Below are 26,820 nucleotides of genomic sequence, written 5' to 3' on the forward strand. Positions count from 1 at the left end.
GGAACTGAATCGATGCGGCGGATACTTCTCGATACTTGCGTCCTGTTGGATCGGTCGGCGGCGGTAGCATCAGCGGCTATGTCGGACGGTGCGAGGCCGGTGCGGTGACCACGGCGGGGCGCGGGGACGCGGGATTCACCGGGGCGATTCCCGAGGTGTACGACTCGCTGCTGGTTCCGATGATCTTCGCGGAGCCGGCTCGGCTGCTTGCGCGGACGGTGGGGGCGTCCGGCGGGATCGATGTGCTCGAAACCGCCGCGGGGACCGGCGTGCTGACCAGGGCGCTGGATCGGCCGGGTAGCCACCGCATCGTGGCGACCGATCTGAACGAACCGATGCTGGCGGCCGCCGAGGCTCGATTGCCGTCCGAGCGGGTGCGATGGCAGGTGGCGGATGCCGCGGATCTGCCGTTTCCCGATTGCTCGTTCGATGTCGTGGTCTGCCAGTTCGGCGTCATGTTCCTGCCCGACAAGGTGCGCGGTTACGCCGAGGCCCTGCGGGTGCTGCGTCCGGGCGGGATGTTCGCGTTCACCGTCTGGGATCGGATCGAGACGAGTCCGGTCACCCAGGTCGTCACCGACGCCCTGTGTGCCGCCGCACCGGACGAACCGCTCGAGTTCCTCCGCCGAACCCCACACGGCTACTTCGACTTCGACCGCATTCACGGCGAACTCGAGGCTGCCGGATTCGACCACATCAGCGGTGAGTACCTGGACGGTTCGAGCCGTCAGACAGCGGAGACGGGCGCGGTCGCGTTCTGCCAGGGCACCCCGCTGCGCGGCGAGATCGACCGTCACTCGACCCTGAATGTCGAGTCCGCGACCGCGATCGCCGCCGCCGCATTGCGGGACAGGTTCGGATCCGGCCAGTTCACCGCCCCGACCCGCTGGTTGCAGTGGACGGCCGCCCGCCCCCCGGTAATTCGGCGCCGCGGGCCCCTCACCGGGCCGCTTTGACGGCGAGGGTGGCGGCGAGGGCGAGGGTGGCTCCTTCCGCGATGGCGGTGGTGCCTACGGCGTGGGCGGCGGCGATGGGGTTGGTGGCGAGGGTGAGGAAGAGGGTGCCGAAGGTGGCGACGCCGATGACGACGCCGAGTTGGACGCAGGTGACGAGGATGCCGCTGGCGTCGGCCGCCAGGGTGACGGGGATTTTGCTGGTGGCGCGGGCCATGAGGGGGCTGAAGGCGAGGCCGTAGCCGATGCCCATGAGGGCGAGGACGGTCAGGTCGAGGGGGTTGACGGAGTGGCCGTCGCGGAGGGACAGGGCCATGGCGATGGTGGTCGCGGCGGCGAGGAGCAGGCCGCCGGGGATCATCGCGCGGTGGAAGCGGGCGGGGAGGCGGGTCCAGTTCAGGCTCACCAGGCCGAAGGTGATGCCGTTGGGGACGAACAGGAGTCCGGCGTGGACGGGGGAGTAGCCGAGGGTCGATTGCAGGTGGATGGTGAGGATGAAGACCCAGCCGCCGAAGGTGCACATGATCAGGAAGAGGGTGGCCGCGGCGACGAGCAGGCCGGGGGCGCGGACCACGCGGTCAGCGAAGAGGGGTTCGCCGCCGCGGCGGTGCACCCAGCGTTCCACCAGGGCGAACGCGGCGAAGCCGAAGGCGGACGCGCCCAACGTGATCCGGGTCCAGGCGGGCCACTGCTGTTCGTGGCCGAGCACGAGCGGCACGGACAGCGCGAGGACCGAGGCGGTGAGGACCGCCAGCCCGGGCAGGTCGAGCCGGCGTCCGGCGCGTGGGGTGGCCGCGGGCAGGACGCGCGGCGCGACCGCGAGCAGGGCGATCCCGATCGGGACGTTCACGAGAAACACTCCGCGCCAGCCGGTTCCGGCGATATCGCTGCTCACGATGATGCCGCCGAGGATCTGGCCCGCGACCATTCCCCCGGAGATGACGGCGGCGTACACCGAGAGCGCCCGAGCCCGGGTGTTCCCGGTGGCGGTGATCTGGATCAGGCTCATGACCTGCGGCACCATGGCCGCGGCCCCGACGCCCTGCAGGAAGCGGAAGGCGATGAGCGAGGCCGGATTCCAGGCCAGCCCGCAGGTGAGGGAGGCGAGGGTGAACAGTGCGAGTCCCGCGACGAACATCCCGCGCTGCCCGAACCGGTCGCCGAGTCGTGCGCCGGTGACGAGCAGCACCGCGTAGGCGATGACGTAGCCGGAGACGATCAGTTGCAGCCCGGAACCCGTGGCGTGCAGCGAGGTTCGGATCGAGGGAATGGCGACGTTCACGATGGAGGCGTCCAGGACCGCCATGAACTGGCCGAGCAGGATGACGGTGAGGACCGCGATCGGACGGCGAACGCCGCTCGCAGCCGGTGCGGAAGGCGGAACGGGTACCGCGGGTGGGGTGTGGGTGAGGCTCTGAGACATGGGATTCAGCGTGCGCGGCGCCCGATCCCGCTGACAGGAGTCCGCTTATACGGGTACTGGCACCACCTGGATACCCCTAGCGAAAACCGCCACCATGGAGGAATGGTGTCAGCAGCGGGATACAACGTCCTCGTCGAGCGGACCGCCGGAGCGGCCACCCGCGCAGGTGATCCGCGGTCGGTGCGCAAGGTCCGGCGCGGCGAGTTGTCGACGTTCCTGAAGTCGCGGCGGGCGCGGATCCGGCCGGAGGACGTGGGGCTGCCGGTGGGTGCGCGGCGGCGCACGCCCGGTTTGCGTCGTGAGGAGGTGGCGCAGCTGGCCGGGGTGGGGATCACCTGGTACACCTGGCTCGAGCAGGGCCGCGACATCAATTGCAGTGTGCAGGTGCTGGATGCGATCGCCCGGGCGTTGTGCCTGGACGGGGCGGAGCACGCGCATTTGTACCGGTTGGCGAATGTGCCGACGGCGCCGGCCATGGTGGTCGAGGAGCCGGTGCCCGAGGAGGTGCAGACGATTCTCGATCACCTGTATCCGCTGCCGGCCACCCTGTTCAGCTCCAAATACGATGTGCTGGCCCACAATGCGGCGTACGCGGCGATGTTTCCACTGTTCGTGATCGGCAACCGCAATGCGCTGCGCAAGGTCTTCCTGGCCGACGAGTGCTGCACCCCGTACCCGGCGGACTCGGAGCCGGATCACCTGGCCCGCATGGTCGGCTACCTGCGGGCCGCGTACGCCCGCAATCTGGGTGACCCGGAATGGACGGAGTTCATCGACGGCATGGTGGCCGACAGCCCGCAATTCGCGGAACTGTGGGCCCGCAATGATGTCGCGCTCCCGATCGGCCGCACCCGGGTGGTCCGCAATCTGGCCGTCGGCATGCTGGAGATGTATATGACCAGCATGTCCTTGCCGTCGATCGCGGGCGCGTGGATGCAGGTCTGGACGCCGTCGACGCCGGCGGCCTGGGATCAGCTGCACGCCCTGCTCGCCATGACCGCCGAGGAGCGTCGCCGCCCGTGGGCCGTGCACGTCGAGCAGGTGCACGGCCGCACCCTGGCCTGACCCGCCACCCGGCGTGGATGTCGCACGCGAGTCGCGTTCGGTCGCTTAGTCTGCGCTGATGACCGAGGCGTCGGGAGAAGTCACCGTCGGGCAGGCGACCGGGCGGGGAACCGTACTGGCGTGGGGATTCTGGGACTGGGCGGGCGCGTCGTTCAACGCGGTCATCCTGACCTTCGTGTTCTCGGTGTACCTGACCGACAAGGTGGGTGCGGATCTGCCGGGCGGGATCTCGGCGAGCGCCTGGCTGGGGTGGGCGCTGGGGGCGGCGGGCCTGGTGGTGGCGCTGACCGCGCCGGTGGCGGGCCAGTGGTTCGATGCCACCGCGAGACGCAAACTGGCCCTGGGCATTCTGACCTCGGTGACCGTGCTGCTGATGGCGGCCATGTTCTTCGTGAAGGACGATTACCACTACCTGTGGGTGGGTCTGGTGCTGCTGGCGGTCGGCTCGGCGTCGTTCGAGCTGTCGCACGTCCCGTATTTCGCCATGCTGCGGCAGGTGTCCACGCCCGCGAATGTCGGCCGGGTGTCCGGATTCGGCTGGTCCATGGGCTATTTCGGCGGCATCATCCTGCTGCTGATCAGCTATGTCGGATTCATCGCGGGCAAGGGCGACAATCGTGGCCTGCTCGGCGTCCCGATCGAGGACGGTCTGAACATCCGCTTGGTCACGGTGCTGGCGGCGGTGTGGTTCGCCGGTTTCGCGGTGCCGCTGTTCCTGTTCGTCCCGGAGGTGCCGCGCACCGGCGCGGATCCCGGTGCGGCGGTGCGCGGCCGGGCGTTCCTGTCCTCGTACCGGGTGCTGTTCCGGGATGTGCGGGAGTTGTGGCGCACCGATCGCCGCACGGTGGGGTTCCTGCTGGCGAGTGCCGTCTTCCGGGATGGCCTGGCGGGCGTGTTCACCTTCGGCGCGATCCTGGCGGTGAAGGTGTACGGCATCGCCGATGCCGACGTGCTGCTGTTCGGCATCGCCGCGAATGTGGTTGCGGCGCTGGGCGCGCTGGTCGGCGGCCGGTTCGACGACCGTACCGGCCCGAAGGCGGTGATCGTCGCCTCGCTGCTGGGCATGATCGTGTGCGGCGCGTTCCTGCTGGTGTTGTCGGGTCCGCTGATGTTCTGGATCTTCGGCCTGCTGCTGACCGTATTCGTCGGTCCCGCACAGGCTTCGGCCCGTTCGTTCCTGGCCCGGGTGTCCCCGCCGGGGCGTGAGGGTCAGATGTTCGGTCTCTACGCGACCACGGGTCGCGCTGTATCTTTCCTGGCCCCAACCCTTTTCGGATTCTTCGTGTGGGCGTTCGACGCCGAGCGCGCGGGAATCGTCGGCCTGCTACTGGTGTTGATCGTCGGCCTGATGTTGTTGCTGCCGGTACGCGGGGATGACCTGCACGACAGGTGAATTCGCGGTAACGGTCCGGTCTCAGGGTCGCCAGGCGCCCATGCCGAGCGCGATGAGCCGCACCTGGAGCACGGCGCGGTCGACGGTGCGTGCGCTCTCGCGGGGTTCGGCCATCAGGTAGTCGGCGATCCGGTCGGCGACGGTGGACACGATGAGGTCGGCCGCCAGCTCCAGATCGTCGGGTGACCAGTCGTCGAGGGCCCGCACCCGGGACAGGTCGACGACCAGTTCCCGTTCGATGAGCTGCATTTCGACCGAGATGGCCCCGCGCAAGGGCGCCGAGCCGCCGTGTCGTTCGCGAATCAGGAAGCCCCACAGATCGCGCTTGCCGTCGACCTGTTCGAAAACGAATCGCACGGTCTGGGAGAGCGTCGGATTGGGTGTGCGCCGCATTTCCCGCAGCGCCAGCCGCAATTGCCGCACGCCTTCCTCGACCAGCGTGGTGCCGAGTTCGTCGAGGGAGGCGAAATGCCGGTAGAAGGCGGTGGGCACGATGCCGGCGGAGCGGGCGATCTCACGCAGGGAGAGCGCGGCGAAACCGCGATCGGCGGCCAAGGCGAGGGTGCCGTCGAGCAGGGCCGCACGGGTGCGTTCCTTGCGCTCGACTCGGGTAGCTGCCTGCTCGCTCATCTCGATGAGCATACATGCGTTCACATTCGTTCCATTCGAGAGATGTCGTGTGGGTCACACGAACTGCCGGTTGAACTGGAGTGGCTTCACCGGGCACACTATCTCAGTGTACAGATGTGCACTGAAACGGCGTCGAAGTCAGCGTGGACGGCGACGCCGGCTCGGACAGCGCGTCGAACGTGGAGAGGCGTCGCTGAGCCCGGCGACGCGACAGGAGGCTCACATGGTCGGACTACTCGACCTGGTGCAGAAGACAATGACCACCCCGCACCCGCTGGATCGCTACCTCGAGCTGGTGCGCCCGACCCTGACCCGGCGCTCGATGCGCGCGGAGATCACCCATGTGCGGCGCAGCGCGGTCGGATCGGTCACCCTCACCCTCAAGCCCGCCCGGCAGTGGACCGGGCACGTGGCGGGGCAATACGTGCAGATCGGCGTCGTGATCGACGGCGTGCGCCACACCCGCTGCTATTCCCCGGTCAATGCCGACGGACGTCGGGACCGGCACATCGAACTCACCGTCAAGGCCCACCCGCAGGGGTTGGTCTCGAACTACCTGCACGACAACGCGATCCCCGGCATGGTGGTGGATCTGGAGCCCGCCGCGGGCGTGTTCCACCTGCCCGCCACCCGCCCGGAGGCGGTCGTGCTGATCAGCGGCGGCAGCGGCATCACCCCGGTGCTGTCCATGCTGCGCACCCTCGCCAACGAGAGCTACCGCGGCCGGATCCTGTTCCTGCATTACAACCGTTCTCCGGAATTCGTCCCGCACCGCGAGGAGCTGGAGGCGATCGCCATGCAGCACGGCAATGTGCGGGTCGAGTTCCGCTACCCGGAGACCCAGCGTCACGCCAATTTCGGCTATGACGAGCTGGAGGCGGTCGCGCCCTGGTTCCCGACCGCGCAGACCTACCTGTGCGGCCCGCCCGGCCTGATGAACGCCGTGCGCACCGTCTACGAGGCCGAACAGCTCGGCCCGCGCCTGCACCGCGAGGAGTTCACCCTCACCACCGCGGTCGTCGACCCGTCCGACGCCGAGGGCAAGGTGACCTTCTCCGGCAGCGGCGTGGTCGCCGAGAACACCGGGGAAACCCTGCTCGAACAGGCCGAAGCCGCGGGCTTGAATCCGGAGTTCGGGTGCCGCATGGGCATCTGCTTCTCCTGCACCGCCGTCAAGCGCAGCGGCTGCACCCGCAATGTGCGCACCGGGGAGCTCGACAGCGACCCGGATCAGCCCATCCAGATCTGCATCAACGCCCCTGTCGGGGACGTCGACCTCGCTCTGTGAACGGAGACATCATGGCGATTCTGACCGAAACCCCCGAGGGCCCGCTGGTCCTCAGCGTCGAACAGGTCGAGGAGATCGGCCGCGAACTCGACGCGCTGCGCGCCCGCGTCACCGCCGACCTGGGCGAGCGCGACCGCGACTACATCTACAAGGTGATCAAGGCCCAGCGCGGCCTGGAGATCGCCGGCCGTGGCCTGCTCTACCTGGGCTTCCTGCCCCCGTTCTGGCTGGCGGGCGTGGCCGCGCTGAGCGTGTCGAAGATCCTCGACAATATGGAGATCGGCCACAACGTCATGCACGGCCAGTGGGACTGGATGCGTGAGCCGACCCTGAATTCCCGTGTCTTCGAATGGGATACGGTGTGCCCGGCCGACCAGTGGCGGCACTCGCACAACTACATGCACCACACCTACACCAATATTCACGACATGGACCGCGACATCGGTTACGGCATCCTGCGGATCGACGAGGGTCAGAAGTGGAACCCCTACTACCTGGGGAACCCGGCCTACGCGTTCGCGCTCATGGTGTTGTTCGAGTGGGGCGTGATGCTGCACGACCTCGAGGTCGAGAACATCCTGACCGGCAAGCGCAGCTGGTCGGACGTGAAGGCCCTGCTCAAGGGTCAGAGCCGCAAGGCCGGGCGGCAGGTCCTCAAGGACTACCTGGTGTTCCCGGCGCTGACCGGCCCGCTGTTCCTGTCCACGCTGGCGGCCAATTTCACCGCCAATATCGTGCGCAACCTGTGGACCTTCTCGATCATCTTCTGCGGGCACTTCCCGACCGGCGTACAGACGTTCACCAAGGAGGAGTGCGCCGAGGAGACCCAGGGTGAGTGGTACGTGCGCCAGATGCTGGGATCGGCCAATATCAAGGGCTCCAAGCTGTTCCATGTGATGTCGGGCAACCTGTCGCACCAGATCGAGCACCACCTGTTCCCGGACATCCCGGCCAACCGCTACCCGGAAATGGCGCCCGAGGTGCGGGCGCTGTGCGAAAAGCACGGCCTGCCGTACAACACCGGCCGCTTCTCCAGGCAGATCGGTTCGGTGTGGGCGAAACTGTTCAAGCTGGCGTTGCCGCCGTTCCTGGTCAAGAATTCAGGGCAGGCCGGTGTTATCGTGATGCGCCGGGGGCAGGCGAGTGAGGTGGGCGTATAGATGATCTCCAAATTCGAGAGCAACAAGGATCTGATCCAGGAATTGACGTCGTCGGGAGCACGGCACGTCGGCAATATCGCATCGATCATCACCGGCACGGTCGCCGAGGTGACCCGGGAGATCGGTGACTGGATCACCGACGCCATCGAGATGCGCGAAGCCGCGGCTGCCGCCGAGAAGGACGCCGCCGCGCAGCGCACCGCGGATCTGTCCGACGACCTCGACGACGATCTCGACGAGACCCCGGAACCGCCACGGGCGCAGGAGGATTCGGCGACGAAGCCGGTCCACAGCGAGCGCGTGGCACCGTCGGACGTCATCGACGCAGAGGTCATCGACCCGCGCTGACCTGGAGAGTCGGACCTACCACGTGGGGAGTCGCCGCCGGTGCTGGGCGACCTCCGTGATCAGATCCCGATACCCGTCGGCGAGCTCGGCCAGCCGGTACCACTGCAGGTGGGCCTCGGTGTCCACCCCGCGGTGGGGCCGGTCCTCGCTCACCCGGTGCGCCTTGGCGCGGCGCCGGGCTCGTCCGTCGGCGGCTTTCGGAACGCCGTTGGCCGGGGCCGGAGGCCTACCGTTGCCCAGGGCCTGTTGTGCCGCAACCCATTTCGCGGCCATGCGGTCGATGACGGCGCCGAGGGTCTCGGTGTGCAGGGAGGCCCCGGCGCGGTGCGGGATGTTCACCGCGACCCAGTCGTCGATGCGGGACACCAGCTCGGCGCGGCGGGTGTCGATCCGGTCGATGCGGTAGGCGTTGGCGGCGACATCGTCGGGGGTGGCGTCGTCGGCGTGGGCGGAGTCGAGGGCCCGTTGCCGCCGTTCGTGGCATCGCACCAGCTCGTGGGCCGATTCCAGGACGTCGCGGTCGCGGCGGGCGGTGTCCACCGGTTCTCGGAAGGCGCGCAGGAGCGTGTCCGGCGAGGGGAGTTCGACGCCGAAACCCGCTCCGGTGTAGTCGATTGCCATATTTCCCACCCTCGGCCGGCGCATGCGTGTGGATACGCCAGGGCCGAGGGGGATTCGGGGAGGGGCTCCCCTCGGCTCCGGCGCAGCCCCGCACCCGGAACGCAACAGCCCACCACCAGCGACACGGTGAAGTAACCGGGAAATCCGCGACGATGCGATGAGAAGACTGTCCGATAATGCGGGACATATTCAGGAAAGCGCGATAGTCGGAGGGGCGCAACCATCCGGCGCGTGATCGGCGAAGCTGCCTGAAAATCGTTATACAGCATTACAAGACGGTCACATGGCCGCTGCGGTTGAAGGCTGATCGACACCTGCGCGGGCGGTGGGTGAGACGGCTTCGAGGGTGCTTCGCGGCCGGGGTGAGGTCCTCCGGGGCCGGTTCGGTTACCGAAGCTTATGAATAGCTATCTCTGCGGCGCGCCGGGGGTGCGACGCGCCGAAGTCGGTTAGCCTCGATATTCATGTCCGCCTATGCCTCTTCGCCGGAGCTGCGGTTCGGTTTCATGTTCGCGCTGGAAGACCCGGAGCGAATTGCCGAAGTCGTCCGGAACCTGATCGTTCGCCGAACGGTGTCGGTGTTCCGGCTCGCGCATCTGTCCGACGACAACGGACCGCCCGATCGGTTTGTCGTGAACTGGTCCGCGCTGCCGCAGGTCGCCATCACGACCGCCGCGCCGGAGCCCGACGAATTGCGTTCCAGCGGAACGATGCTGGTCAACGCGTTTCTCGGCGAAGACGGCGAGATCAGCCTGTACTCGGCGGGAGCTACACCGCCACAGTAGGAACTGGACGGTCCTCTCTCTGTGATGGGTGACACAGGCCGTCTCAGCTACCTCTCAGCGACAGGCAAGGTTCGCCTAAGTCTCCCTCGGCAGTGTGGGTCCCGTCGCCGGCCGGAAATCCCGGACGGCGGCGACAACAGTAGAGAGGCTGAAAAATGATCCCGGTTATCATCAACACTGGTTCCGCTGCTCTGAACGGCGTTCTGGACACCGGCAGCGCCGCCCTGGGTGGTCTGCTGAACACGCTGTGGACGGGTTCGTTCGGCCGTTAATTCGCATTTCCGCGAAGGGTTTTCGGGCAATCGCCCCGGGTGCGTTCGCACCCGGGGCGATCTTTGTTCCGGTCCCGGGTCCGGATCAACCGGCCAGCGCCGGGGCGCGGCGCGACTGCAGGATCTGCTCCAGCAGCGCCACCAGCACCAGCTTCACCGACTCCCGATCGCGGGCGTCGCAGTCCATGAGGTGAATGGCGGGGGACAGGTCCAGCGCCTCGCGGACCTCGCTCAGCTCGAAGCGCGATCCGGACTCGAATCGGTTGACCGCCACCACGAACGGCGTCCCGCGCTGCTCGAAGAAGTCCAGCACCGGGTAGCAGTCCTCGACCCGGCCGGTGTCGACCAGCACGATGCCGCCGAGCGCGCCGTCGAGCAGATCGTCCCAGAGGAATTCGAAGCGCTCCTGGCCGGGCGTGCCGAACAGGTAGAGCACCAGGCTGGCGTCGAGGGTGATGCGCCCGAAGTCGAGCGCGACCGTGGTGGTGGTCTTGCCGGTGGCCAGGCCCGGATCATCCAGTCCCACCGACACTTCGGTCATGGCGGCCTCGGTGGACAGCGGTTCGATCTCGGAGATCGCCCCGATGAAGGTGGTCTTCCCGACCCCGAATCCGCCGCTGGTCACGACCTTCACCGAGGAGGCCAGCGGCAGCGGATCACCGGATATTTCAGAGGTTCCGAACAAGGTCCCGGATCCTTTCCAGAGCAGCGGTGGAGAGTTCGTCGGTGCGGCCCACCGACACGTGTCCGGCCGACACCAGATCACTGACCAGCACCCGCGCCACCCCGATCGGCACCCGCAGGGCCGCACCGATTTCGGCGATGGAGTGCGGGCGCTGGCACAGCCGGGCCACCCGTTCGAGTTCGAAGCGCAGCGGTGCGGACAACGCCGCCGGGGTGGCGCGCACCAGGGCCTCGATGCGCAGTCCGTCGACGACGGGGGTGGTGCGCCCGGAGGTGATCATGAAAGGTCGCACCACCGGTTCGTCGGGGTCCATGTCGCCGGACGGGCGGGCGCCGGGCGCGGCCGCGGGCGCACCGGACCAGCCGCTGGGGCGGGTCGGTGCGATCATGCGCGCGTCCGGCAACCTATGCGAATCATTCATCGGCTCAACGATTCTCGCAGTTCACTGATCAGCGCCGGGGTGAGCAGCGCGCCGGCCCGGTCGGCCAGCACCGCCATCTGGTAGCCGACCAGCCCGACGTCGGCGTGGTGGTCGGCGATGACGCCGATGCAGCTGCCGTTGGCCATGGCCGACACCAGCAGGAACCCGCGCCCCATCTCGATCATGACCAGGCGCAGGCCGTCGAAATCGTAACTGCGCGAGGCGCTTCGGCCCAGGCTGGTGAGGCCGGAGACGATGGCGGCCAGCCGGTCGGCGCCATTGCGGTCCAAGCCCTGGGACATGGCCATGAGTAGCCCGTCGGAGGACACCGCCACGGCGTCGCGGACGCCGTCGGTGGTGCGCACGAAATCCGCCAGCAGCCAGTTGAAGGTGTGCGGATCGGTATCGGTGTAATGGGTGGTCACCCGGTGTCCTCCTATGCTCGCGATCCGGGTCGGGGCGGTTCGCCGCCCTGCCCGCGCTGATGTCCGGATCGGAATCCGGCCAATATGCTGCGTATCTCGTCGGGTGAACGGTCCGCGACCGGCGTCGGGGTTGGCCGCCCGGCTGCCGGTTGAGCGCCACCCGGAGTGGCGCCCGTGTGCTCGCGAGTCTTCCGGTTGCGCTTGACGAGACCGTTTCGCGTACGTTGCACCTCCGGGACGGCTCCCGAAACGTCCGCCCCCGCCGCCGGTGAGCCCGGCGAAACCTGCTCCACGGCAGCGGTCTTGGGCGCGCCGGCCGCGGCGCCGACGCCCGCCGCCGCGGCGGGCCTCCCGGCGGCTGCCGCCGGCGTGCCAGGATTCTCGGTCGCGGCCGTCGTGCCCGCGGAGCCGGTTGCCTGCGGAACGCCGGGGGTGACAGCCGATCCGGATGCTGTGATCGACGGTGCCGGAACGGGCGGCGGCGCGGTGGAATCGATGGCCGGGCCGGTCGGCGTGGGCCGCGAGACCGCGGGTGTCGGCGCCGCGGCCTGCTGACCCTTGTCCGGCAGTGGAACGAGCTTGATCGTGCTGGGGCGCACCGGCGAACCGTTGCCGCCGGTGGGTTCGCTCGGGGCCGCGGAGCCCATATCGCCGATGATCTCGGTGAGGGCCGCGAAAGCCGCGGCCGTGTCGTAGACGGGGTCGGTGGCGGCGGGGGCCTGGGGCTCGGCCGCGTCCGCCGGTGTCTCGGCGGGGGCGGCCGGTGTCACCGCGGGCGTGGAGCTGTGGCGGCCGGGCTTGGACTCCGGCATGGTGTCCACCACGGTCGGAAGCTGCGCTCCCGCCGCGTGTTTCGAGTCCCGCGGCGCTGCGGGCCGGTCGGCGTCGGGGTCACCGAGCAGGTCGGTCGGCAGCAGCATGCGGGCCACCACACCGCTGGTCGGCGACACCGTGAGCTCGACCTCGACGCCGAGCCGCCGCGCCAGCCGGCCCACCACGTAGTGCCCGAGGAACCGGGTGGGCGCGACCAGGAAGTCGGCCTCGCCGCGCAGCCGGGCATTGGCGGTGGCGAGCTGGTCGGGCGGCATGCCGACGCCGTGGTCGACGACCGCGATCATGTACCGCGCGCCCAGGCGGCGGCCGTAGATCTCCACCTCGAGGTCGGGCGGGGAGAACGACAGCCCGTTCTCGATGAGTTCGGCGAGCATGTGCGCGACCTCGCTGACGTGCGCGCCCACGATCGCGGTGTCGTCCACCCGGCGCAGCACCACGCGCCGGTAGTCGTCGACCTCGGACAGTCCGGCCCGGATGACGTCGGTCAGCGGGATGGGCTTGGACCAGCGGCGCGGGCTGGATTCGCCGACCAGCACCAGCAGGCTCTCGGCATTGCGGCGCATCCGGGTGGCCAGGTGGTCGAGTTCGAAGAGGTTGGACAGGGCGTTGGGGTCGAGTTCCTCGCGCTCGAACTCGCTGATCAGGCCGAGCTGGCGGCGCACCAGGTTCTGATTGCGCCGGGCCAGGTTGGCCATGGATTCGGTGGAGTTGCGGCGCAGCCGGGCCTGGGCGGAGGCGAGTTCGTAGGCGGTGGTCTGCACCCGGTCCAGGGCGGTGGCCACGGACGCGATCTCGGCGCCGGCGCTCTCGTCGGCGCGGACCGGTTCGGGCGGTTCCGGGTCGGCGTCGTCGGAGTTCTGCCACGCCTCGATGAGCTGCGGCAGTCGCCGCCCGGCCACCACGTCGGCTTCTTCGGCGAGGTCGGCGAGCGGTCGCACGATGGCGCGCACGGCGGCCACCACCAGCCACACCTGGGCGGCGATGGCGAGCGCGGCGGCCAGCAGGTACAGCGCGAGCACCAGGGCGGCGTCGCGGCGCAGGTCGCTCGCCCGGCCGGTGATCTCGCCGCCGATGCTGCGCTGCACGGTGCGTTCGCCGTCGATGACCGAGCTCATCTCGCGCCACCAGTCGGCGGGGTTCACCGGTTCGGTGAGGGGTCCGCGGGTGGAGGCGATGGCGATGGCCTCGGCGGTATTGACCCGGATGGACTCGTCGGTCTGCATGGCGGCGTACAGCTTCGACCGCTGCGCGGGGGTGGAGTCGCGCTCGAATCCGGTGATGGCGGCCTGCTTGGCGGCGCGGATGTCGAGGAACTTCACGTACTCGCCGGGCGCGAACTCGCCCGCGGCGAAGACGCCCGCGAGGAAGCCGCGTTCCTGGGCGGTGAACTCCTTGACGTCGCCGAGGTCGTGCAGCGATTGCAGGCCCCGCCACAGTTGCGGGTCGGGCGCGTGGTCGAGGCCGGGCCGCGCCTGGTTCAACGCGGCGATGGCATTGGTGTAGAAGGTGAACGACGCGGCGCGGTCGACGCGCCCGGCGTCGACGTCGGAGCGGTTGGCGGTGACCCCGGAGAACTGGGACAGCCCCGAGCGGACCTGATCGGCGCCCGGCGGCTGATCGCTGAGGGTCTGATTCAGTTGCTGCAGTGCGGTATCGGTGGCCAGGCGCTGGTTGCCGATGGCGGGCCGGGCCCCGGCGTCGCCACCCAGCATGCCGTTGGTGAGGCCGCGTTCGCGCTGGATCTCGTGCACCAGGTCCTGGACGTCCAGGGCGAGGCGCACCGCCCGCGCGGTTTCCCCGGTGTCGCGGAAACTGTTGACCTGGTGGGTGATGATGACGGCCAGCAGGGCCAGTACCAGTGCGACGGAGAAGATCAGGATGCGGCGCAAGCGCGCCGCGATGGTGCGCGGCCGGATCAATTCCCGTGGCGGCGTGAGCTTCACGTTACCCGGCGGCAACATTTTCGCCGAACCCACCTTCACTCCGTCTCCCGATTATCAGCTGGCGTGCCGACCCGGGCCGAGCACATAGAGAATAGTCAGCAACGTCGCACACCCAACCGTTGTCCGCAATTCGAACGATGCCGATGTGGTGTGCGGAACTCGGCGTCGCGCGTGCTATTACGAATCTGGTCACAATGTGTGAGAAGCAGATGTGATCTTCGCGTCGCCGGGGAAACAATGGGGTGAACAACGGCTCACCGCTGTTCGCGCGGTGGTCGCCAGGTGTGCGCCGCCGCTCGAGAGGAGTGATGGCCATGCAGCCAAGTCCTGTTTATCCGGTTCGTGTACGCGGGGATCTCGATCCCGCGGTCTCCCGCTGGCTGTGGATAGTCAAGTGGATACTTGCTATTCCACACCTGATCGTCCTGCTCTTTCTGAGCATCGCCTATCTCGCGGTCGGTATCGTCGCCTTCTTCGCCATTCTCATTACCGAGCGGTATCCGAGAGCGCTGTTCGATTTCAATGTCGGCGTGCTGCGCTGGAGCTGGCGGGTGCGTTTCTATGCCCTCTCTCAGCTGGGCACCGATAAATACCCACCGTTCAGTTTGGAATCTGACCCGGCATATCCGGCGGACCTGGAGGTCGACTATCCCGAACGGCTCAGCCGCGGGCTGGTCCTGATCAAATGGTGGCTGCTCGCAATTCCGCAATATCTGATCGTGGCGGCGCTGGTGTACGGCGGCCGGAACTCGTTCGGGCCCCTGGCGATTCTCGCGCTGGTCGCCGTGATCGCGCTGCTGTTCACCGGCGTCTACCCGCAGGGCCTGTACGACTTCCTGATGGGTATCAACCGCTGGTCCCTGCGGGTGCGCGCCTACGCCTCGCTCATGACCGACGTCTATCCGCCCTTCCGGCTTGATCAGGGTGCGAGGGAGCCCGACGCCGCGGCCTCGTAGAGCCGCCGCACCACGTCCTCGATATCGGGTTCCTCGATGGACAGGTCGCGGACCTCGGCGCGCGCCGACACGGCCGCGAGCAATTGCGCGGCGGTGGTGGTCTCGGTATCGAAGGCCAGTCGCTGCCGGATGCCCGCGCCCGCGCTGTCGAGCAGTTTCGCCCCGGGCAGGTCGTCGAGGTCCGCGGTCGGCTCGGCGAGATCGACGGTGAGCACGCGCTGCGCGCCGACGGTCGCGCCGAGCCCGGTCAGGGTGCCGTCGTAGATCAGCCGCCCGTGATCGACCACCAGCACCCGCTCGCACAGTCGCTCGATATCGCCCATGTCGTGGGTGGTGAGCAGCAGGGTGGTGCCGCGCTGGGTGCGCTCGTGCCGCAGGAATTCGCGTAATCGCTGCTTGGACAACACATCCAGGCCGATGGTCGGCTCGTCGAGAATGACCAGTTCCGGCGAATGCAGTAGCGCCGCCGCGACTTCCGCGCGCATGCGCTGACCCAGCGACAACTGCCGCACCGGGGTGTCGAGGGTGCCGCCCATCTCCAGCTGTGCGATGAGTTCGGCGGTGCGGGCCCGCGCGGCGGCCGGCTCCAGCCGGTGGATGGCCGCCAGGATCGAGAACGATTCGCGCAGCGGCAGATCCCACCACAACTGTGAGCGCTGCCCGAACACCACTCCGACCCGCGAAGCCAGTTCGCGGCGCTGCCGCACCGGGTCCAGGCCGCAGGTCCGCAGCCGTCCGGCCGAGGGCACCAGGATCCCGGTGATCATCTTGATGGTGGTGGACTTGCCCGCGCCGTTCGCGCCGATATAGCCGACCGCCGCGCCGGGCTCCACGCGAAAGCTCATGTCGTCCACCGCGGTCAGCACCTCGCGCCGCCGTCGCCAGCGGCCCTCCTTCTTGCTGACCGTGAACGTCCGTGTCAGGCCCTCGATCTCGATGATGGCTCGCTCGCCGGTCAGGGTCGCGCTCATCCGCCGCCTCCTTGGTAGTGCCGGGTCCCGAGCCGCCACAGGAACAGCGCCACCACCCACACCCACGCCGCCGCCACCGGAGCCGCCCACGCCAGCCAGCCCGGCAGCGGCGCGGGCCCGGGCAGTCCGAGCAGTGCGATGGCGGGCAGATAGGAGGTGAAGGCGACCGGAATCAGAAATCCGAACACGAGTTTCATCGGTGTGGGAAACACCGAGGTCGGTTGCATCGAGGCGTAGGAGCCGCCGTAGGTGAAGGAATTCGTCAGCTCCGAACCGTCGATCAGAAAGAACTGCACCCCGGCCGCGCACACGAAAAGCCCTGCGAAGATGGCGATTCCGGAGGCCACGGTAACCGCGAACAGCGCCAGGTGCGCCGCGGACCAGTCGATGTCGTTGCGGGTCAGGCCGAACGCGAGCACGGTGGCGGCCACCGCGATGCGCGCCAGCCGCCGCAATTGCACATCACTGGTCATGAGCTGGAGCAGCAGCGGTTGCGGTCGCAGGTAGTACGCGTCGAGGGTGCCCATCCGGATATAGGTGGGCAGCGTGTCGGCGTGCCCGACCACCATGTCGGCGATGGCGAAACAGGTATTGCTCATGCCGAACAGCAGCAGCATGCCGTTCAGATCGAGCCCGCCCAGTTGCCGCACATTGTGGAAGATCACCCACATCTCGGCGAATTCCATCAGCCCGATCAGGAAGGCGCTCAGCACATCCGTGGCGAAGGACAGCGGGTACGCGCGTTGCGCGCGCAGCCGGGATCCGAGGACCGCGCGATAGGGCGCCAGACGTGAGGGGATCGCCTCACCCACCCTGCACCTCCAGCTTGCGGCGTCCGGCCCGCAACAGCAGTTGTCCGAGCGCCGCCAGGACCACCAACCAGAAGCATTGCACGGCAAGGATTTCCACCGCAGCCCACCCGGTGGTGCGGCCGGACAGCAGATCGACCGGCCATTGCAGCATGGACGGGAACGGGGTGGAGTAGGCCACGGTGCGCAGCCAGCCGGGGAACAGGTGGACCGGCGCGAACAGTCCGGCCAGGAAGGTCCCGCAGATCATGTGCAGGGACCGCAGTCCGCGCGTCTCGATGAGCCAGAACCCGGCCAGGCTGACCGCGAACATGGACAGGAACGACAGGACCATGGCCAGCAGCAGGCTGATCGCGCCCAGCGCGTACGGGCCGGGTGTGGCCGGGAAGGCGAGTCCGAAGGTGAGCGCCCCGGCCAGGACGCTGGGCAGCCCGCGCGGCAGCAGTGAGAACCCCGCGCGGCCCAGGTATTCCGCGAGGTGCGCGAACTGGATGTCGACGGGTCGCAGGAAGTCGATGGCGACGTCGCCGGTGCGGATGCGTTCCACGATGTCGGGCAGCATCCAGAAGGCGATGGCCCCCAGCAGTCCCTGGGAGAGCCAGATGTAGGCCCCGATGGTGCCGCGGTCGTAGCCGCCGAAGCCGTGGTTCTCGTGGACGGCCGTCATCAGTACGGCCGCGCGGACGAAGCCGAAGACGAGATTGGTGAGCAGGCCCGCCGCCATCGCCAGCCGATAGTGCGATTGTCTGCGAAACCCTGCTTTGACCAGCTGCCAGTAGACCCCCACGTCGCTGCGCACAAGGGTGTGACCCTACGGGTGCGGCCGGTGTCCCGCAACGAGTTATGCTGTGTGCCGGTCTGTTGCGGTGTGGGTCACGTGGTCATAGGCAGCGGGTATGGCTGCCCGATTCGAAAGAAAATGATTTCGCTTCGGTGCCCATGTGATAGAAACAACAGCGTTTCACTTAGTTGCGACGCTAGGAACCACACGATGACCATTGCAGAGACGACCGTTTTCGAGGCGCTCGAATCCAATGTGCGTGGCTACTGCCGTTCCTGGCCGACCGTATTCGACACCGCCCGCGGCGCGTGGCTGACCGACGAGAACGGCAAGGAGTTCCTGGACTTCTTCGCCGGCGCCGGCACCCTCAACTACGGTCACAACAATCCGGTCTTCAAGAAGGCCCTGGTCGACTACATCATGGCCGACGGCATCACCCATGCCCTGGACATGTCCACCGTCGCCAAGCGCCGTCTGCTCGAGACCATGCGCGATCTGGTGCTCACCCCGCGCGGCCTCGACTACAAGGTCCAGTTCCCCGGCCCGACCGGCGCCAATGCCGTGGAGGCCGCGCTCAAGCTGGCCCGCAAGGTCACCGGTCGCACCACCGTCCTGAACTTCACCAACGCCTTCCACGGCATGACGCTGGGCGCGCTGTCGGTCACCGGCAACGCCGCCAAGCGCGCCGCCGCGGGCGTCCCCCTGGCGCACGCCACGCCGATGCCCTTCGACGGCTATCTGGATGAGCCCGAGGACTTCTCGTGGATGCGCCGCGCGCTCGACGACACCTCGTCGGGACTCGACAAGCCCGCCGCCGTCATCGTCGAGACCGTGCAGGGCGAGGGCGGGGTCAATGTGGCCCGCGCCGAATGGCTGCGCACCCTGTCCGAATTGTGCTCGGCCCGCGGCATTCTGCTCATCGTCGACGACGTGCAGATGGGCTGCGGCCGCACCGGCCCGTTCTTCTCCTTCGAGATCGCCGGCATCACCCCCGACATCGTCTGCCTGTCCAAGTCCATCAGCGGCTACGGCCTGCCGATGGCGCTGGTGCTCATGCGCCGCGAACTGGACCAGTGGGCGCCCGGCGAACACAACGGCACCTTCCGCGGCAACAACGCCGCCTTCGTGACCGCCGAGGTGGCGCTGCGCGAGTACTGGTCCGACGACCTCCTGCATCGGTCCACCCTGGCCAAGGGCGCTCGCATCCACGACCAGCTGGTCACGCTCACCGAATCCTTCGGCGGCATCACCACCCGCGGCCGCGGTCTGGTCCACGGCCTGGTCTTCGAGGACGCCTCGCAGGCCGAGAAGGTCTGCCAGGTCGCCTTCGAACTCGGCCTGCTGGTCGAGACCTCCGGAGCCACCGAGCAGGTCGTGAAGCTGCTCCCGCCCCTGACCGTCAGCGATGACGAGATCACCCACGGCCTCGGCATTCTCGCCCGCGCCGTGGAGATCGTCCGCGACGGCCACTAGACGTCGGCCACCGCCCACACCGGTGCCGACCTGGTGCCGGGTTCCCAGCTGCGGAGGGAACCCGGCACCACCCCTCTCCTGATCCGCAGCATCTGACACCCAGCTCTCCCAGGCCCTCGGGATCCCAGAATCACGGGGATTCCAACCGGTGACCGGCCGGGCTCGGAACGGCACAGTCGGACAGGTGGCGCTCGAAGGCCCTCGGCCGCCACGGTCCCCGTCCCGTTCGCCCGAGGGGTGCTTCGTGTCCTCCATTGCCGTGCAGGCCAAGCCCGTCGTGGGCCGGCCCCGCCTGCCGAACGTTTCCGTCCTGGCCCGCTTCGTCGCGCCGCTGCTGGTGGTCGTGGCGTGGCAGTTGGCCGGCGTGACCGGGGTGCTGCCGGAGCGACTGCTCGCCTCCCCGCTGACGGTCGTCGAGACGGCCGTGGACCTGATCCGGGACGGCACGCTGACCAAGGCCGTGTCGGTGTCGCTGAGCCGTGCCGCGCTGGGCTTCGCCATCGGCGCGGTCGCCGGCATCGCGCTGGCGCTGGCGGCCGGGCTGAGCCGCGCGGGGGAGTACCTGGTCGACCCGCTGATGCAGATGCTGCGGACGCTGCCGTTCTACGGCTTGATCCCGCTGTTCATCCTGTGGTTCGGCATCGGGGAGCTGCCCAAGATCGTGCTGGTCGCCTTCGGCGTCGCGATTCCCCTGTACCTCAACACCTTCGCGGGCATCCGCAGCGTGGACGGCAAACTGGCCGAGCTCGCGCAGGTGCAGCGGCTCAGCCGCACGGGACTGATCCGGCACATCGTGCTGCCGGGCGCGCTGCCCCAGACCCTGGTCGGGTTGCGGCAGTCACTGGGCGTGGCGTGGCTGGCGCTGATCGTGGCCGAACAGGTGAATGCCGATGCGGGCCTGGGCTTCATGATCAACGACGCCCGCGAATTCCTGCGCACCGACGTGATCGTGGTCGGACTGCTCGTCTACAGCGTGCTCGGGCTGCTCACCGACGCACTCGTCCGTTCGATCGAGAGGAGAGCGCTGTCATGGCGACGCGGCTTCCTGGCACACTGACCGATTCGGTCATCGCGGAGACCCTGGCCGGACTGGAGGCGACCGTTCGCGCGGAGACTCCCCCGGCCGCCGAGACCCCGGCGACCGAGACTTCGGTCGTGCGAATTCGCGGTCTGGTCAAGGACTTCGGCGCACGCCGCGTCCTGCACGGCCTGGATCTCGACATCCGCCCCGGCGAGTTCGTGGCCCTGCTGGGCCGCAGCGGATCCGGCAAATCCACGCTGCTCCGGGCGCTGGCGGGCCTCGATCGGGAGACCGAGGGCGAGCTCACCGTCTCCGGCGAGGTCGCGGTCGCCTTCCAGGAACCGCGGCTGGTCCCATGGAAGCGGGTGCGCGACAACGTGATCCTGGGCCTGCGCCGTGCCGACGCCAAGGCCGCGGCCGCGGCCGCGCTGGCCGAGGTCGGACTGGCCGAGCGTGGCGAGGCCTGGCCGCTGACGCTCTCCGGCGGCGAGGCTCAGCGCGCCTCGCTGGCCCGCGCCCTGGTCCGGGAACCGGACCTGCTGCTGCTCGACGAACCCTTCAGCGCCCTCGACGCCTTGACTCGCATCACGATTCACGGCCTGGTGCTGGATCTGTGGGCGCGGCATCGGCCCGGCGTCCTGCTGGTCACCCACGACGTGGACGAGGCGCTGCTGCTGGCCGACCGCGCCCTGGTGCTCGACGGCGGGCGCATCGGGCGCGAGCTGCCCATCGACCTGCCGCGCCCCCGGCGCCGCGACCATCCCGAATTCCAGGCTCTGCGGGCGGCTCTGCTCGCCGAGCTGGGCGTCACCCCGGAAGGAACCACCGAATGAAGACCAAGCGCCTGTTCGCCGCCCTGGCGGTCGCCGCGACCCTCGCGGGCGCGGCGTGCTCCTCGGGCAATGACGACACCAAGGGCGTGAACGCGGACGGCTCGGTGGATCTGTCCCAGGTGACCCTGCACGTCGGTGATCAGAAGGGCCTGGCGCTGCAAGCCCAGCTGGAGGTGTCGGGGGAGATCGACAAGCTGCCCTACAAGATCGAATGGTCCACCTTCACCGCCGGTCCGCCGCTGCTGGAGGGCATCAACTCCGGGGCGGTCGACTTCGGTGGCGTGGGTGACGCGCCGCCGGTGTTCGCGGCGGCCGCCAAATCCCGGATCAAGATCGTCGGCTCCTACGACTCCGGCGTCGCCGGCAACGCCGTGATCGTGCCCAAGGATTCGGCCATCAAGGACCCGAAGGACCTGCGCGGCAAGAAGATCGCGGTCACCAAGGGCAGTTCCGCGCACTACCACCTGCTGTCGGTGCTGACCAAGAACGGTCTGAGCTTCGGCGATATCGAGCCGCAGTACCTGCAGCCCGCCGACGCGCTCGCCGCCCTGTCCACCGGCCGCGTCGACGCCTGGACGGTCTGGGATCCCTACGCCGCGCAGGCCGAGGTCGGCGGGGCCCGCGTACTGGTCGACGGCACCGGCTACGTGAAGCCGGACAGCTTCTACGTCACCGGCTCGAAGACGTTGGACAACAAGGCGAATGCCGCCGCCGTGCGGGATCTGCTGGAACGGCTGCGGCGCGCGCACGTGTGGATCACCGGGCACCGTGAGGAGTGGGCCAAGCGGTCCTCGGGGATCACCGGCGTGCCCTACGACGTCACCCTGCTGGCCGTGAATCGCGCCAACTACCAGGACCATCCGCTCGATGAGGCGACGATCGCCGCGGAACAGCAAGTGGCCGACGGCTTCGCCGACGCCAAGCTGATCCCCGGCAAGGTCCGGATCGCCGACTTCATCGACACCCGTTTCAACGACCGATTCACCTCCTAGGAGTCCCCGCATGAGCTTGTCGTTCCATTGGTTCCTGCCCACCTCCGGCGACTCCCGGGGCCTGGTGGTCGGCGGGCACGGCACCCCCATGTCCGGGGACCGGCCCGCCTCGCTGCACTACTTGAACCAGATCGCCGCCGCCGCCGAGAGCAACGGCTTCGAGGCCGTGCTCACCCCCACCGGATCCTGGTGCGAGGACGCGTGGCTGACCACCGCCATGCTGGTCGAGACCACCGAGACGCTGAAGTTCCTGGTCGCGCTGCGGCCCGGCCTGATGAGCCCGACCTTGGCCGCGCAGATGGCGGGCACCTTCCAACGGCATTCGGCCGGACGGCTGTTCATCAATGTGGTGACCGGCGGCGAGCCGCGTGAACAGGCCGCCTACGGCGACTTCGCCGACAAGGAGTCCCGCTACGCGCGGACCGGCGAGTTCCTGGATGTGGTGCGGTCGCTGTGGAATTCGCACGAACCGGTCACCTTCCACGGCGAGCACATTCGCGTCGAGAACGCGCTGCTGAGCAATCGGCCCGACCCGGTGCCGCCGATCTTCTTCGGCGGGTCCTCGGGCCCGGCCGGACCGGTGGCGGCCCGCTACGCCGACACCTACCTGACCTGGGGTGAACCGGTCCTCGCGGTGAGCCGCAAACTGGATTGGATCCGCGGACTGGCCGTCGACGCGGGCCGCAAGCTCGACTACGGGCTGCGCATCCACGTCATCACCCGCGACACCTCCGAGGAGGCGTGGGCGGTCGCCGACAAGCTGCTCGCGGGTATCGACCCCGCCGATATCGAACGCGTCCAGGCCGCCCTGGCGCAGAGCGAGTCCGAGGGGCAGCGCCGCATGTCGGAACTGCACAACGGCAGCACCGACCGGCTCGAGATCGCCCCCAATCTGTGGGCGGGCGTCGGCTTGGTCCGCGGCGGTGCGGGCACCGCCCTGGTCGGCTCACACGAAGAGGTGGCCGAACGGCTCGTCGAGTACTCGAAGGCGGGCATCTCCCACTTCGTGCTCTCGGGCTACCCGCACCTCGAGGAGGCGTACTGGTTCGGTGAGGGCGTGCTGCCCATCCTGGAGCGAAAGGGCCTGTGGCGGCACCCGATCCGGCGTCCGGCCGCCCCCGCCGCCACGCCGTTCGCGAGCGCGTCCAGCAGCTAGCGGTTCCCGCCGACGGCCGCCCACCCGTGCGGGTGGGCGGCCGTCGGCGGTGACGGCGGAATTCACCCCGCCGTCGTGCGTGCGTCGACGGCGTCTGACACAGTCGACAACCATGAGCGGTCGGCGTGTTCTCGGTGTGTGCGCGACGGTGCTGAGCCTGGCCCTGGTGGCGGGGTGCGGGGGAGCCGAGCACACCGCGCCCGCGACTCCGAGCGCCGTGCCTCTGGTGTCGACCTCCGATCTGCCGCCGGCGAAGCCCGGTGAGGTGCACCTGTTCGGCCTCAACGACCTGCACGGCAACCTCCAGCCGCCGGACGGGTCCAATGGCAAGGTGGGCGCGTATCAGGCCGGGGGAGCGGTATACCTGGCCGCGCACCTGGCCCGGTTGAAGGCGGCCTATCCGGACAGCGCGGTCCTCGCGTCCGGGGACGACGTGGGCGCGAGCCCGCTCGTCTCGGCGCTGTTCCACGACGAGCCCACCATCGAGTTCCTCAATTCGGTCGGCGTCGCGGCCTCCTCGGTCGGGAACCACGAATTCGACCACGGCGTAGTCGAATTGCGCCGGCTGCAGCAGGGCGGCTGCGCGCCGGACGGGTGCAGCCCGGGCGAGCCGTTCACCGGCGCGACGTTCGCGTACCTGGCCGCCAATGTCACCGACGCCGACGGGCAACAGCCGCAGGGCCTGAAGCCGTGGACCATGCTGGAACTGGGCGGGCACAAGATCGGCGTGGTCGGCGTGGTCACCCCCGACACCGCGAACATCGTCATGCCGGAAGGCATCCGCGGCTACCGCTTCGGCGACGAGGCCGACGCCATCAACAAATACGTGCCCGCCATGCGGGCCGCGGGCGCGGAAACCGTGGTGGCGCTGCTGCACGACGGCGGGACCCAGCAGACCCAGGGCCGGCCCCTGGACTACAACGGCTGCGACGGCATCTCGGCGGGCGTGAAAACCCTGGCGCACAAGACCGATGCCGCAGTCTCGGTGATGCTCACCGCGCACAGCCACCAGGCCTACAACTGCGTCCTCGACGGCAAGGTGGTCACCCAGGCCGCCTCCTTCGGCCGCCTCGTCACCGATGTGACGCTGCGCTTCCACGACGGCACGGTGCAGGCCTCGGCCGTCAACCGGGTCGTCACCCGCGACATCGCCCCCGACCCCGCCACCGCGAAACTGGTGGATTTCTTCGCCGCGCAATCGAAACCGCGCGCCGAACGCGTCATCGGCTCGGCCGCCGCGCCCCTGCCCGCCGAACCCGCGCCCGCCGGGGACTCACCGCTCGGTGATGTCATCGCCGACTCCATGCTCGACGCCATGGCCTCGGTGCGGGCGGTGGCCGCGTTCATGAATCCGGGCGGCGTCCGCGCGGGCCTGTCCGGCGGGAACATCACCTACGCGCAGGCATATACGGTGCAGCCGTTCGGCAATCAGGTGGTGGCCGTGACGCTGACCGGGCAGCAGATCCTGAATCTGCTGGAACAGCAATGGGACAATGTGAGCAAGCCCGGCGTGCTGTCGGTCGCGGGCATCACCTACTCGTATTCCGACGCCGCGCCCAAGGGGCACAAGGTGATCGAGGGCAGCGTCCGGGTGGCGGGGGAGCCGTTGAATCCGGTGGCGGTCTACCGGGTGTCGACCAACAGCTTCCTCGCCGCCGGCGGCGACGGCTTCTCGGTGTTCACGCAGAACACCGAAACCCTGGTCGGGCCCATCGATCTCGACGCCCTGGAGGCGTACCTGCGGACCCGCGGCGCCGTCGCCCCGCCGGGCGGCCGGATCGAGAAGCGCTGACGCCCCGGAGTTATTGGCCCATCACGTATTTCACGGTCGGCCCGGCTGTCCAGCCGCCGTCCACGGCCAGTTCCGCGCCGGTGACGTAGGAGGCCGCGTCCGAGAGCAGGAAGACGATGGCCGCCGCGATCTCGTCGGCCTCACCGACCCGGCCCATCGGGGTATTCGGGTAGCCGCCCTCACCCTGCTGGATGCCGACCTGCGCGGTCATCGGTGTGTAGGTCATACCGGGGTGCACCGAGTTCACCCGAATCCGGTCGATGCCGTTCTCGATGGCGGCCACCTTGGACATGCCGCGCACCGCCCACTTGGACGCGCCGTAGCTGCCGGTGAGCGCCAGGCCCATGAGCCCGGCCGCGGAGGAGATATTGACGATCGATCCGCCGCCGGCCTCCTTCAGCGCCGGAATGCAGGTCCGCATGCCGAGGAAGACCCCGACCAGGTTGATGTCGATGACCTTGCGGAAATGCTCGACCGACTCGTTCGCCAGCAGCTCGCCGGTGGAAATCCCGGCATTGTTGACCAGGCCGTTCACGGTCCCGTCGAAGGCGTCGCGGGCGGCGGCCAGCGCGGCCACCCAATCGGGCTCGGAGGTGACGTCGAGATGCTGGTGGACGGCCTGCGCGCCGAGCTCGGCCGCGAGAGCCTTGCCGTCGTCGTCGAGCACGTCCGCGATCACCACGTTCGCCCCGGCCGCGACCGCCTGCCGCGCGGTCTCGGCGCCGATGCCGCGGGCCGCGCCGGTGATCAGGATCGTCTTGCCGGACAGGTCGTGCATGGGAGGCTCCTTCCAGAGGATCCGGCGCACAGGCACGGTGACCCGCTCGCCGGTCACACACAGGTCGTTTGCTGAATATTGTCCAATGCGTTCCGGATTCGCCCGAAGCCGCACCCCGATCCCCGGACAGTCGCGCCGCCTCCCCGTCGAAGTGGGGTGAACGCCCGTGTCGCAGTGTTGGGTGAGCGGCCGGGCCGCCGCGGTGGCGAGCGCGGCCCGCACGTCATAGGGTGCGGGCGTGAACCGCGCGCCCGCCGCCCCGGCTGCCGAGGTCGTCCCCGCCGCCCCGGCTGCCGAGGTCGCCCGGTCTGCCACGGTCGCCCCGATCATGTCCGTCGCCGACCTCATGGTCCTGCTCGCCGACTGCCACGACGCCTGGGACATGCCCGATCGCAGCGGCGATCCGGTCGACATCCTCGACCACGACCGGCAGTGCGCCGAGCTGCTGCGCCGCGACTTTCCCACCGATGAGGAACTCCAGGTCGCCGGGCTGGTCCACGACATCGGGCACAAGCTGGTGGTCGGCGACGACGCGGGTCACGGGGCGCATGGCGCCGCGGCCGTCCGCGGCCTGCTGGGTGATCGCGTCGCCCGGCTGGTCGAGCTGCATGTGGTGGCGAAACGGTATCTGGCAGCAACGGATTCGGTGCACGTCGCGGCCTTGTCGGAGTCCAGTCAGCGCACCTTGGTCGCGCAGGGCGGCCCGATGACCGCGGCCGAGATCGCCGCCTTCGAAGGCGACCCCGAGTTCGCGGCGGCCGTGGCGCTGCGCCGCGCGGACGACGCGGGCAAGGTCGTCGGGCTGGCCGTCCAGCCGCTCGGCTCCTGGCGGCCCGTCATCGAGCGTGTGGCCGCCGCCCGCTGACGAGTTCAGCCGACTCGCCCCGAGGGCGTTCGCCGGGCGGTCGGCCCGCGCGGTGCGGTTCGATGGCAGCGAGCGCCTCCCAGCGGCGGGCCGGTGGTCGGTCGCGCGCTCTCGCGGCGACCTCTCTCGGGCCGTCGGGCAACGGTG

The 26,820-nt window shown here is 69.0% G+C and carries 26 protein-coding genes; 15 read left to right on the plus strand and 11 right to left on the minus strand.

Translation table 11 applies throughout. From position 1 onward, the window contains the following. Positions 1-104 precede the first annotated feature (104 nt). Entirely contained in the window at positions 105-956 is an 852-nt protein-coding gene (locus ACFRAQ_RS18335) for a class I SAM-dependent methyltransferase (protein ID WP_379101017.1), read from the plus strand. On the opposite strand, the gene ACFRAQ_RS18340 is transcribed toward ACFRAQ_RS18335, so the two are convergent. Beyond that, positions 940-2,376 (minus strand): MFS transporter, encoded by a 1,437-nt coding sequence (locus ACFRAQ_RS18340; RefSeq protein WP_379101020.1) that lies wholly within the window; start codon positions 2,374-2,376, stop codon positions 940-942. The genes ACFRAQ_RS18335 and ACFRAQ_RS18340 overlap by 17 nt on opposite strands. Before the next feature lie 102 nt (positions 2,377-2,478). On the opposite strand from ACFRAQ_RS18340, the gene ACFRAQ_RS18345 reads away from it, so the two are divergent. Both ACFRAQ_RS18345 and ACFRAQ_RS18350 read left to right on the plus strand, forming a co-directional pair. Beyond that, the gene (locus ACFRAQ_RS18345; RefSeq protein ID WP_379101023.1) at positions 2,479-3,441 is read left to right on the plus strand and encodes a helix-turn-helix transcriptional regulator; all 963 of its coding nucleotides are present in this window, start codon (positions 2,479-2,481) and stop codon (positions 3,439-3,441) included. 58 nt (positions 3,442-3,499) lie between these two features. Further along, entirely contained in the window at positions 3,500-4,834 is a 1,335-nt protein-coding gene (locus ACFRAQ_RS18350) for an MFS transporter (RefSeq protein WP_379101025.1), read from the plus strand. A gap of 21 nt (positions 4,835-4,855) precedes the next feature. Here the strand turns inward: ACFRAQ_RS18350 and ACFRAQ_RS18355 are convergent, their stop codons facing one another. After that, positions 4,856-5,464, minus strand: coding sequence for a TetR family transcriptional regulator (locus tag ACFRAQ_RS18355; RefSeq protein ID WP_379101027.1), 609 nt, complete (start codon positions 5,462-5,464; stop codon positions 4,856-4,858). Positions 5,465-5,687: 223 nt separating this feature from the next. Between ACFRAQ_RS18355 and ACFRAQ_RS18360 the strand changes: the two genes are divergently transcribed. The 3 genes from ACFRAQ_RS18360 to ACFRAQ_RS18370 are packed head-to-tail and all read left to right on the plus strand — an operon-like array spanning position 5,688 to position 8,260. Then, the gene (locus ACFRAQ_RS18360; RefSeq protein WP_379101030.1) at positions 5,688-6,752 is read left to right on the plus strand and encodes a ferredoxin reductase; all 1,065 of its coding nucleotides are present in this window, start codon (positions 5,688-5,690) and stop codon (positions 6,750-6,752) included. 11 nt (positions 6,753-6,763) lie between these two features. Next, positions 6,764-7,912, plus strand: coding sequence for a fatty acid desaturase family protein (locus ACFRAQ_RS18365; RefSeq protein ID WP_379101032.1), 1,149 nt, complete (start codon positions 6,764-6,766; stop codon positions 7,910-7,912). After that, the gene (locus tag ACFRAQ_RS18370; protein WP_379101035.1) at positions 7,913-8,260 is read left to right on the plus strand and encodes a hypothetical protein; all 348 of its coding nucleotides are present in this window, start codon (positions 7,913-7,915) and stop codon (positions 8,258-8,260) included. It abuts the gene before it with no gap. A gap of 15 nt (positions 8,261-8,275) precedes the next feature. On the opposite strand, the gene ACFRAQ_RS18375 is transcribed toward ACFRAQ_RS18370, so the two are convergent. Next, the gene (locus ACFRAQ_RS18375; RefSeq protein WP_379101038.1) at positions 8,276-8,881 is read right to left on the minus strand and encodes a DUF4254 domain-containing protein; all 606 of its coding nucleotides are present in this window, start codon (positions 8,879-8,881) and stop codon (positions 8,276-8,278) included. A gap of 464 nt (positions 8,882-9,345) precedes the next feature. Between ACFRAQ_RS18375 and ACFRAQ_RS18380 the strand changes: the two genes are divergently transcribed. After that, complete coding sequence (locus ACFRAQ_RS18380) at positions 9,346-9,666, plus strand: hypothetical protein (RefSeq protein WP_357284509.1); 321 nt, start codon at positions 9,346-9,348, stop codon at positions 9,664-9,666. A gap of 357 nt (positions 9,667-10,023) precedes the next feature. Here ACFRAQ_RS18380 and ACFRAQ_RS18385 read toward each other — a convergent pair whose 3' ends face one another. Genes ACFRAQ_RS18385 through ACFRAQ_RS18400 form a run of 4 tightly spaced genes read right to left on the minus strand, consistent with a single transcriptional unit; the run spans position 10,024 to position 14,279 of the window. Beyond that, the gene (locus ACFRAQ_RS18385; protein WP_379102144.1) at positions 10,024-10,584 is read right to left on the minus strand and encodes an ATP/GTP-binding protein; all 561 of its coding nucleotides are present in this window, start codon (positions 10,582-10,584) and stop codon (positions 10,024-10,026) included. 22 nt (positions 10,585-10,606) lie between these two features. Next, entirely contained in the window at positions 10,607-11,044 is a 438-nt protein-coding gene (locus ACFRAQ_RS18390; RefSeq protein WP_379101041.1) for a DUF742 domain-containing protein, read from the minus strand. Further along, the gene (locus ACFRAQ_RS18395) at positions 11,041-11,469 is read right to left on the minus strand and encodes a roadblock/LC7 domain-containing protein (RefSeq protein ID WP_379101044.1); all 429 of its coding nucleotides are present in this window, start codon (positions 11,467-11,469) and stop codon (positions 11,041-11,043) included. The genes ACFRAQ_RS18390 and ACFRAQ_RS18395 overlap by 4 nt, the downstream gene beginning before the upstream one ends. Before the next feature lie 11 nt (positions 11,470-11,480). Beyond that, the gene (locus ACFRAQ_RS18400; RefSeq protein WP_379101047.1) at positions 11,481-14,279 is read right to left on the minus strand and encodes a nitrate- and nitrite sensing domain-containing protein; all 2,799 of its coding nucleotides are present in this window, start codon (positions 14,277-14,279) and stop codon (positions 11,481-11,483) included. Positions 14,280-14,560: 281 nt separating this feature from the next. On the opposite strand from ACFRAQ_RS18400, the gene ACFRAQ_RS18405 reads away from it, so the two are divergent. After that, a complete protein-coding gene (locus tag ACFRAQ_RS18405) occupies positions 14,561-15,202 on the plus strand; it encodes a DUF4389 domain-containing protein (protein ID WP_379102147.1) in 642 nt (213 codons plus the stop codon). Here ACFRAQ_RS18405 and ACFRAQ_RS18410 read toward each other — a convergent pair. From ACFRAQ_RS18410 to ACFRAQ_RS18420, 3 genes are read right to left on the minus strand one after another with little or no spacing between them, the layout of a single operon-like run. Continuing rightward, positions 15,166-16,173: an ATP-binding cassette domain-containing protein gene (locus ACFRAQ_RS18410; protein WP_379101050.1), complete on the minus strand. Its 1,008-nt coding sequence runs from the start codon at positions 16,171-16,173 to the stop codon at positions 15,166-15,168. The two genes, ACFRAQ_RS18405 and ACFRAQ_RS18410, sit on opposite strands and share 37 nt — an antisense overlap. Continuing rightward, a complete protein-coding gene (locus ACFRAQ_RS18415; protein ID WP_379101053.1) occupies positions 16,170-16,985 on the minus strand; it encodes an ABC transporter permease in 816 nt (271 codons plus the stop codon). Before ACFRAQ_RS18415 ends, ACFRAQ_RS18410 begins: the two co-directional genes overlap by 4 nt. Then, positions 16,978-17,781, minus strand: coding sequence for an ABC transporter permease (locus tag ACFRAQ_RS18420; protein WP_379101055.1), 804 nt, complete (start codon positions 17,779-17,781; stop codon positions 16,978-16,980). Before ACFRAQ_RS18420 ends, ACFRAQ_RS18415 begins: the two co-directional genes overlap by 8 nt. Before the next feature lie 192 nt (positions 17,782-17,973). Here ACFRAQ_RS18420 and ectB point away from each other — a divergent pair, with 192 nt between their 5' ends. From ectB to ACFRAQ_RS18450, 6 genes are all read left to right on the plus strand, one after another. Beyond that, complete coding sequence (gene ectB, locus ACFRAQ_RS18425) at positions 17,974-19,236, plus strand: diaminobutyrate--2-oxoglutarate transaminase (RefSeq protein ID WP_379101058.1); 1,263 nt, start codon at positions 17,974-17,976, stop codon at positions 19,234-19,236. 244 nt (positions 19,237-19,480) lie between these two features. Further along, complete coding sequence (locus tag ACFRAQ_RS18430) at positions 19,481-20,293, plus strand: ABC transporter permease (protein WP_379101060.1); 813 nt, start codon at positions 19,481-19,483, stop codon at positions 20,291-20,293. Next, complete coding sequence (locus ACFRAQ_RS18435; protein WP_379101063.1) at positions 20,266-21,090, plus strand: ABC transporter ATP-binding protein; 825 nt, start codon at positions 20,266-20,268, stop codon at positions 21,088-21,090. Before ACFRAQ_RS18430 ends, ACFRAQ_RS18435 begins: the two co-directional genes overlap by 28 nt. Beyond that, positions 21,087-22,082 carry an ABC transporter substrate-binding protein gene (locus ACFRAQ_RS18440; RefSeq protein WP_379101066.1) on the plus strand — a complete coding sequence of 332 codons (996 nt, stop codon included), beginning with the start codon at positions 21,087-21,089 and terminating at the stop codon, positions 22,080-22,082. The genes ACFRAQ_RS18435 and ACFRAQ_RS18440 overlap by 4 nt, the downstream gene beginning before the upstream one ends. 10 nt (positions 22,083-22,092) lie before the next feature. After that, on the plus strand, positions 22,093-23,238 hold the full coding sequence (locus ACFRAQ_RS18445; RefSeq protein ID WP_379101069.1) for an LLM class flavin-dependent oxidoreductase: 1,146 nt from the start codon (positions 22,093-22,095) through the stop codon (positions 23,236-23,238). 112 nt (positions 23,239-23,350) lie between these two features. Continuing rightward, positions 23,351-25,030 (plus strand): bifunctional metallophosphatase/5'-nucleotidase, encoded by a 1,680-nt coding sequence (locus ACFRAQ_RS18450; protein ID WP_379101072.1) that lies wholly within the window; start codon positions 23,351-23,353, stop codon positions 25,028-25,030. A gap of 10 nt (positions 25,031-25,040) precedes the next feature. Here the strand turns inward: ACFRAQ_RS18450 and ACFRAQ_RS18455 are convergent, their stop codons facing one another. Beyond that, entirely contained in the window at positions 25,041-25,808 is a 768-nt protein-coding gene (locus ACFRAQ_RS18455; RefSeq protein ID WP_379101075.1) for a glucose 1-dehydrogenase, read from the minus strand. Positions 25,809-26,046: 238 nt separating this feature from the next. Between ACFRAQ_RS18455 and ACFRAQ_RS18460 the strand changes: the two genes are divergently transcribed. Further along, entirely contained in the window at positions 26,047-26,673 is a 627-nt protein-coding gene (locus tag ACFRAQ_RS18460) for an HD domain-containing protein (RefSeq protein WP_379101077.1), read from the plus strand. The last annotated feature ends 147 nt before the right edge of the window (positions 26,674-26,820 follow it).

Source organism: Nocardia sp. NPDC056611, assembly GCF_042792755.1.
Classification (GTDB): domain Bacteria; phylum Actinomycetota; class Actinomycetes; order Mycobacteriales; family Mycobacteriaceae; genus Nocardia.

Excerpts from the sequence above, each read along its gene's own strand:
- ACFRAQ_RS18340 (WP_379101020.1), bottom strand. The coding sequence starts at position 2,376 with ATGTCTCAGAGCCTCACCCACACCCCACCCGCGGTACCCGTTCCGCCT.
- ACFRAQ_RS18345 (WP_379101023.1), top strand. The coding sequence starts at position 2,479 with ATGGTGTCAGCAGCGGGATACAACGTCCTCGTCGAGCGGACCGCCGGA.
- ACFRAQ_RS18350 (WP_379101025.1), top strand. The coding sequence starts at position 3,500 with ATGACCGAGGCGTCGGGAGAAGTCACCGTCGGGCAGGCGACCGGGCGG.
- ACFRAQ_RS18355 (WP_379101027.1), bottom strand. The coding sequence starts at position 5,464 with ATGAGCGAGCAGGCAGCTACCCGAGTCGAGCGCAAGGAACGCACCCGT.
- ACFRAQ_RS18360 (WP_379101030.1), top strand. The coding sequence starts at position 5,688 with ATGGTCGGACTACTCGACCTGGTGCAGAAGACAATGACCACCCCGCAC.
- ACFRAQ_RS18365 (WP_379101032.1), top strand. The coding sequence starts at position 6,764 with ATGGCGATTCTGACCGAAACCCCCGAGGGCCCGCTGGTCCTCAGCGTC.
- ACFRAQ_RS18370 (WP_379101035.1), top strand. The coding sequence starts at position 7,913 with ATGATCTCCAAATTCGAGAGCAACAAGGATCTGATCCAGGAATTGACG.
- ACFRAQ_RS18375 (WP_379101038.1), bottom strand. The coding sequence starts at position 8,881 with ATGGCAATCGACTACACCGGAGCGGGTTTCGGCGTCGAACTCCCCTCG.
- ACFRAQ_RS18380 (WP_357284509.1), top strand. The coding sequence starts at position 9,346 with ATGTCCGCCTATGCCTCTTCGCCGGAGCTGCGGTTCGGTTTCATGTTC.
- ACFRAQ_RS18390 (WP_379101041.1), bottom strand. The coding sequence starts at position 11,044 with ATGAATGATTCGCATAGGTTGCCGGACGCGCGCATGATCGCACCGACC.
- ACFRAQ_RS18405 (WP_379102147.1), top strand. The coding sequence starts at position 14,561 with ATGCAGCCAAGTCCTGTTTATCCGGTTCGTGTACGCGGGGATCTCGAT.
- ACFRAQ_RS18410 (WP_379101050.1), bottom strand. The coding sequence starts at position 16,173 with ATGAGCGCGACCCTGACCGGCGAGCGAGCCATCATCGAGATCGAGGGC.
- ectB (WP_379101058.1), top strand. The coding sequence starts at position 17,974 with ATGACCATTGCAGAGACGACCGTTTTCGAGGCGCTCGAATCCAATGTG.
- ACFRAQ_RS18435 (WP_379101063.1), top strand. The coding sequence starts at position 20,266 with ATGGCGACGCGGCTTCCTGGCACACTGACCGATTCGGTCATCGCGGAG.
- ACFRAQ_RS18440 (WP_379101066.1), top strand. The coding sequence starts at position 21,087 with ATGAAGACCAAGCGCCTGTTCGCCGCCCTGGCGGTCGCCGCGACCCTC.
- ACFRAQ_RS18445 (WP_379101069.1), top strand. The coding sequence starts at position 22,093 with ATGAGCTTGTCGTTCCATTGGTTCCTGCCCACCTCCGGCGACTCCCGG.
- ACFRAQ_RS18450 (WP_379101072.1), top strand. The coding sequence starts at position 23,351 with ATGAGCGGTCGGCGTGTTCTCGGTGTGTGCGCGACGGTGCTGAGCCTG.
- ACFRAQ_RS18455 (WP_379101075.1), bottom strand. The coding sequence starts at position 25,808 with ATGCACGACCTGTCCGGCAAGACGATCCTGATCACCGGCGCGGCCCGC.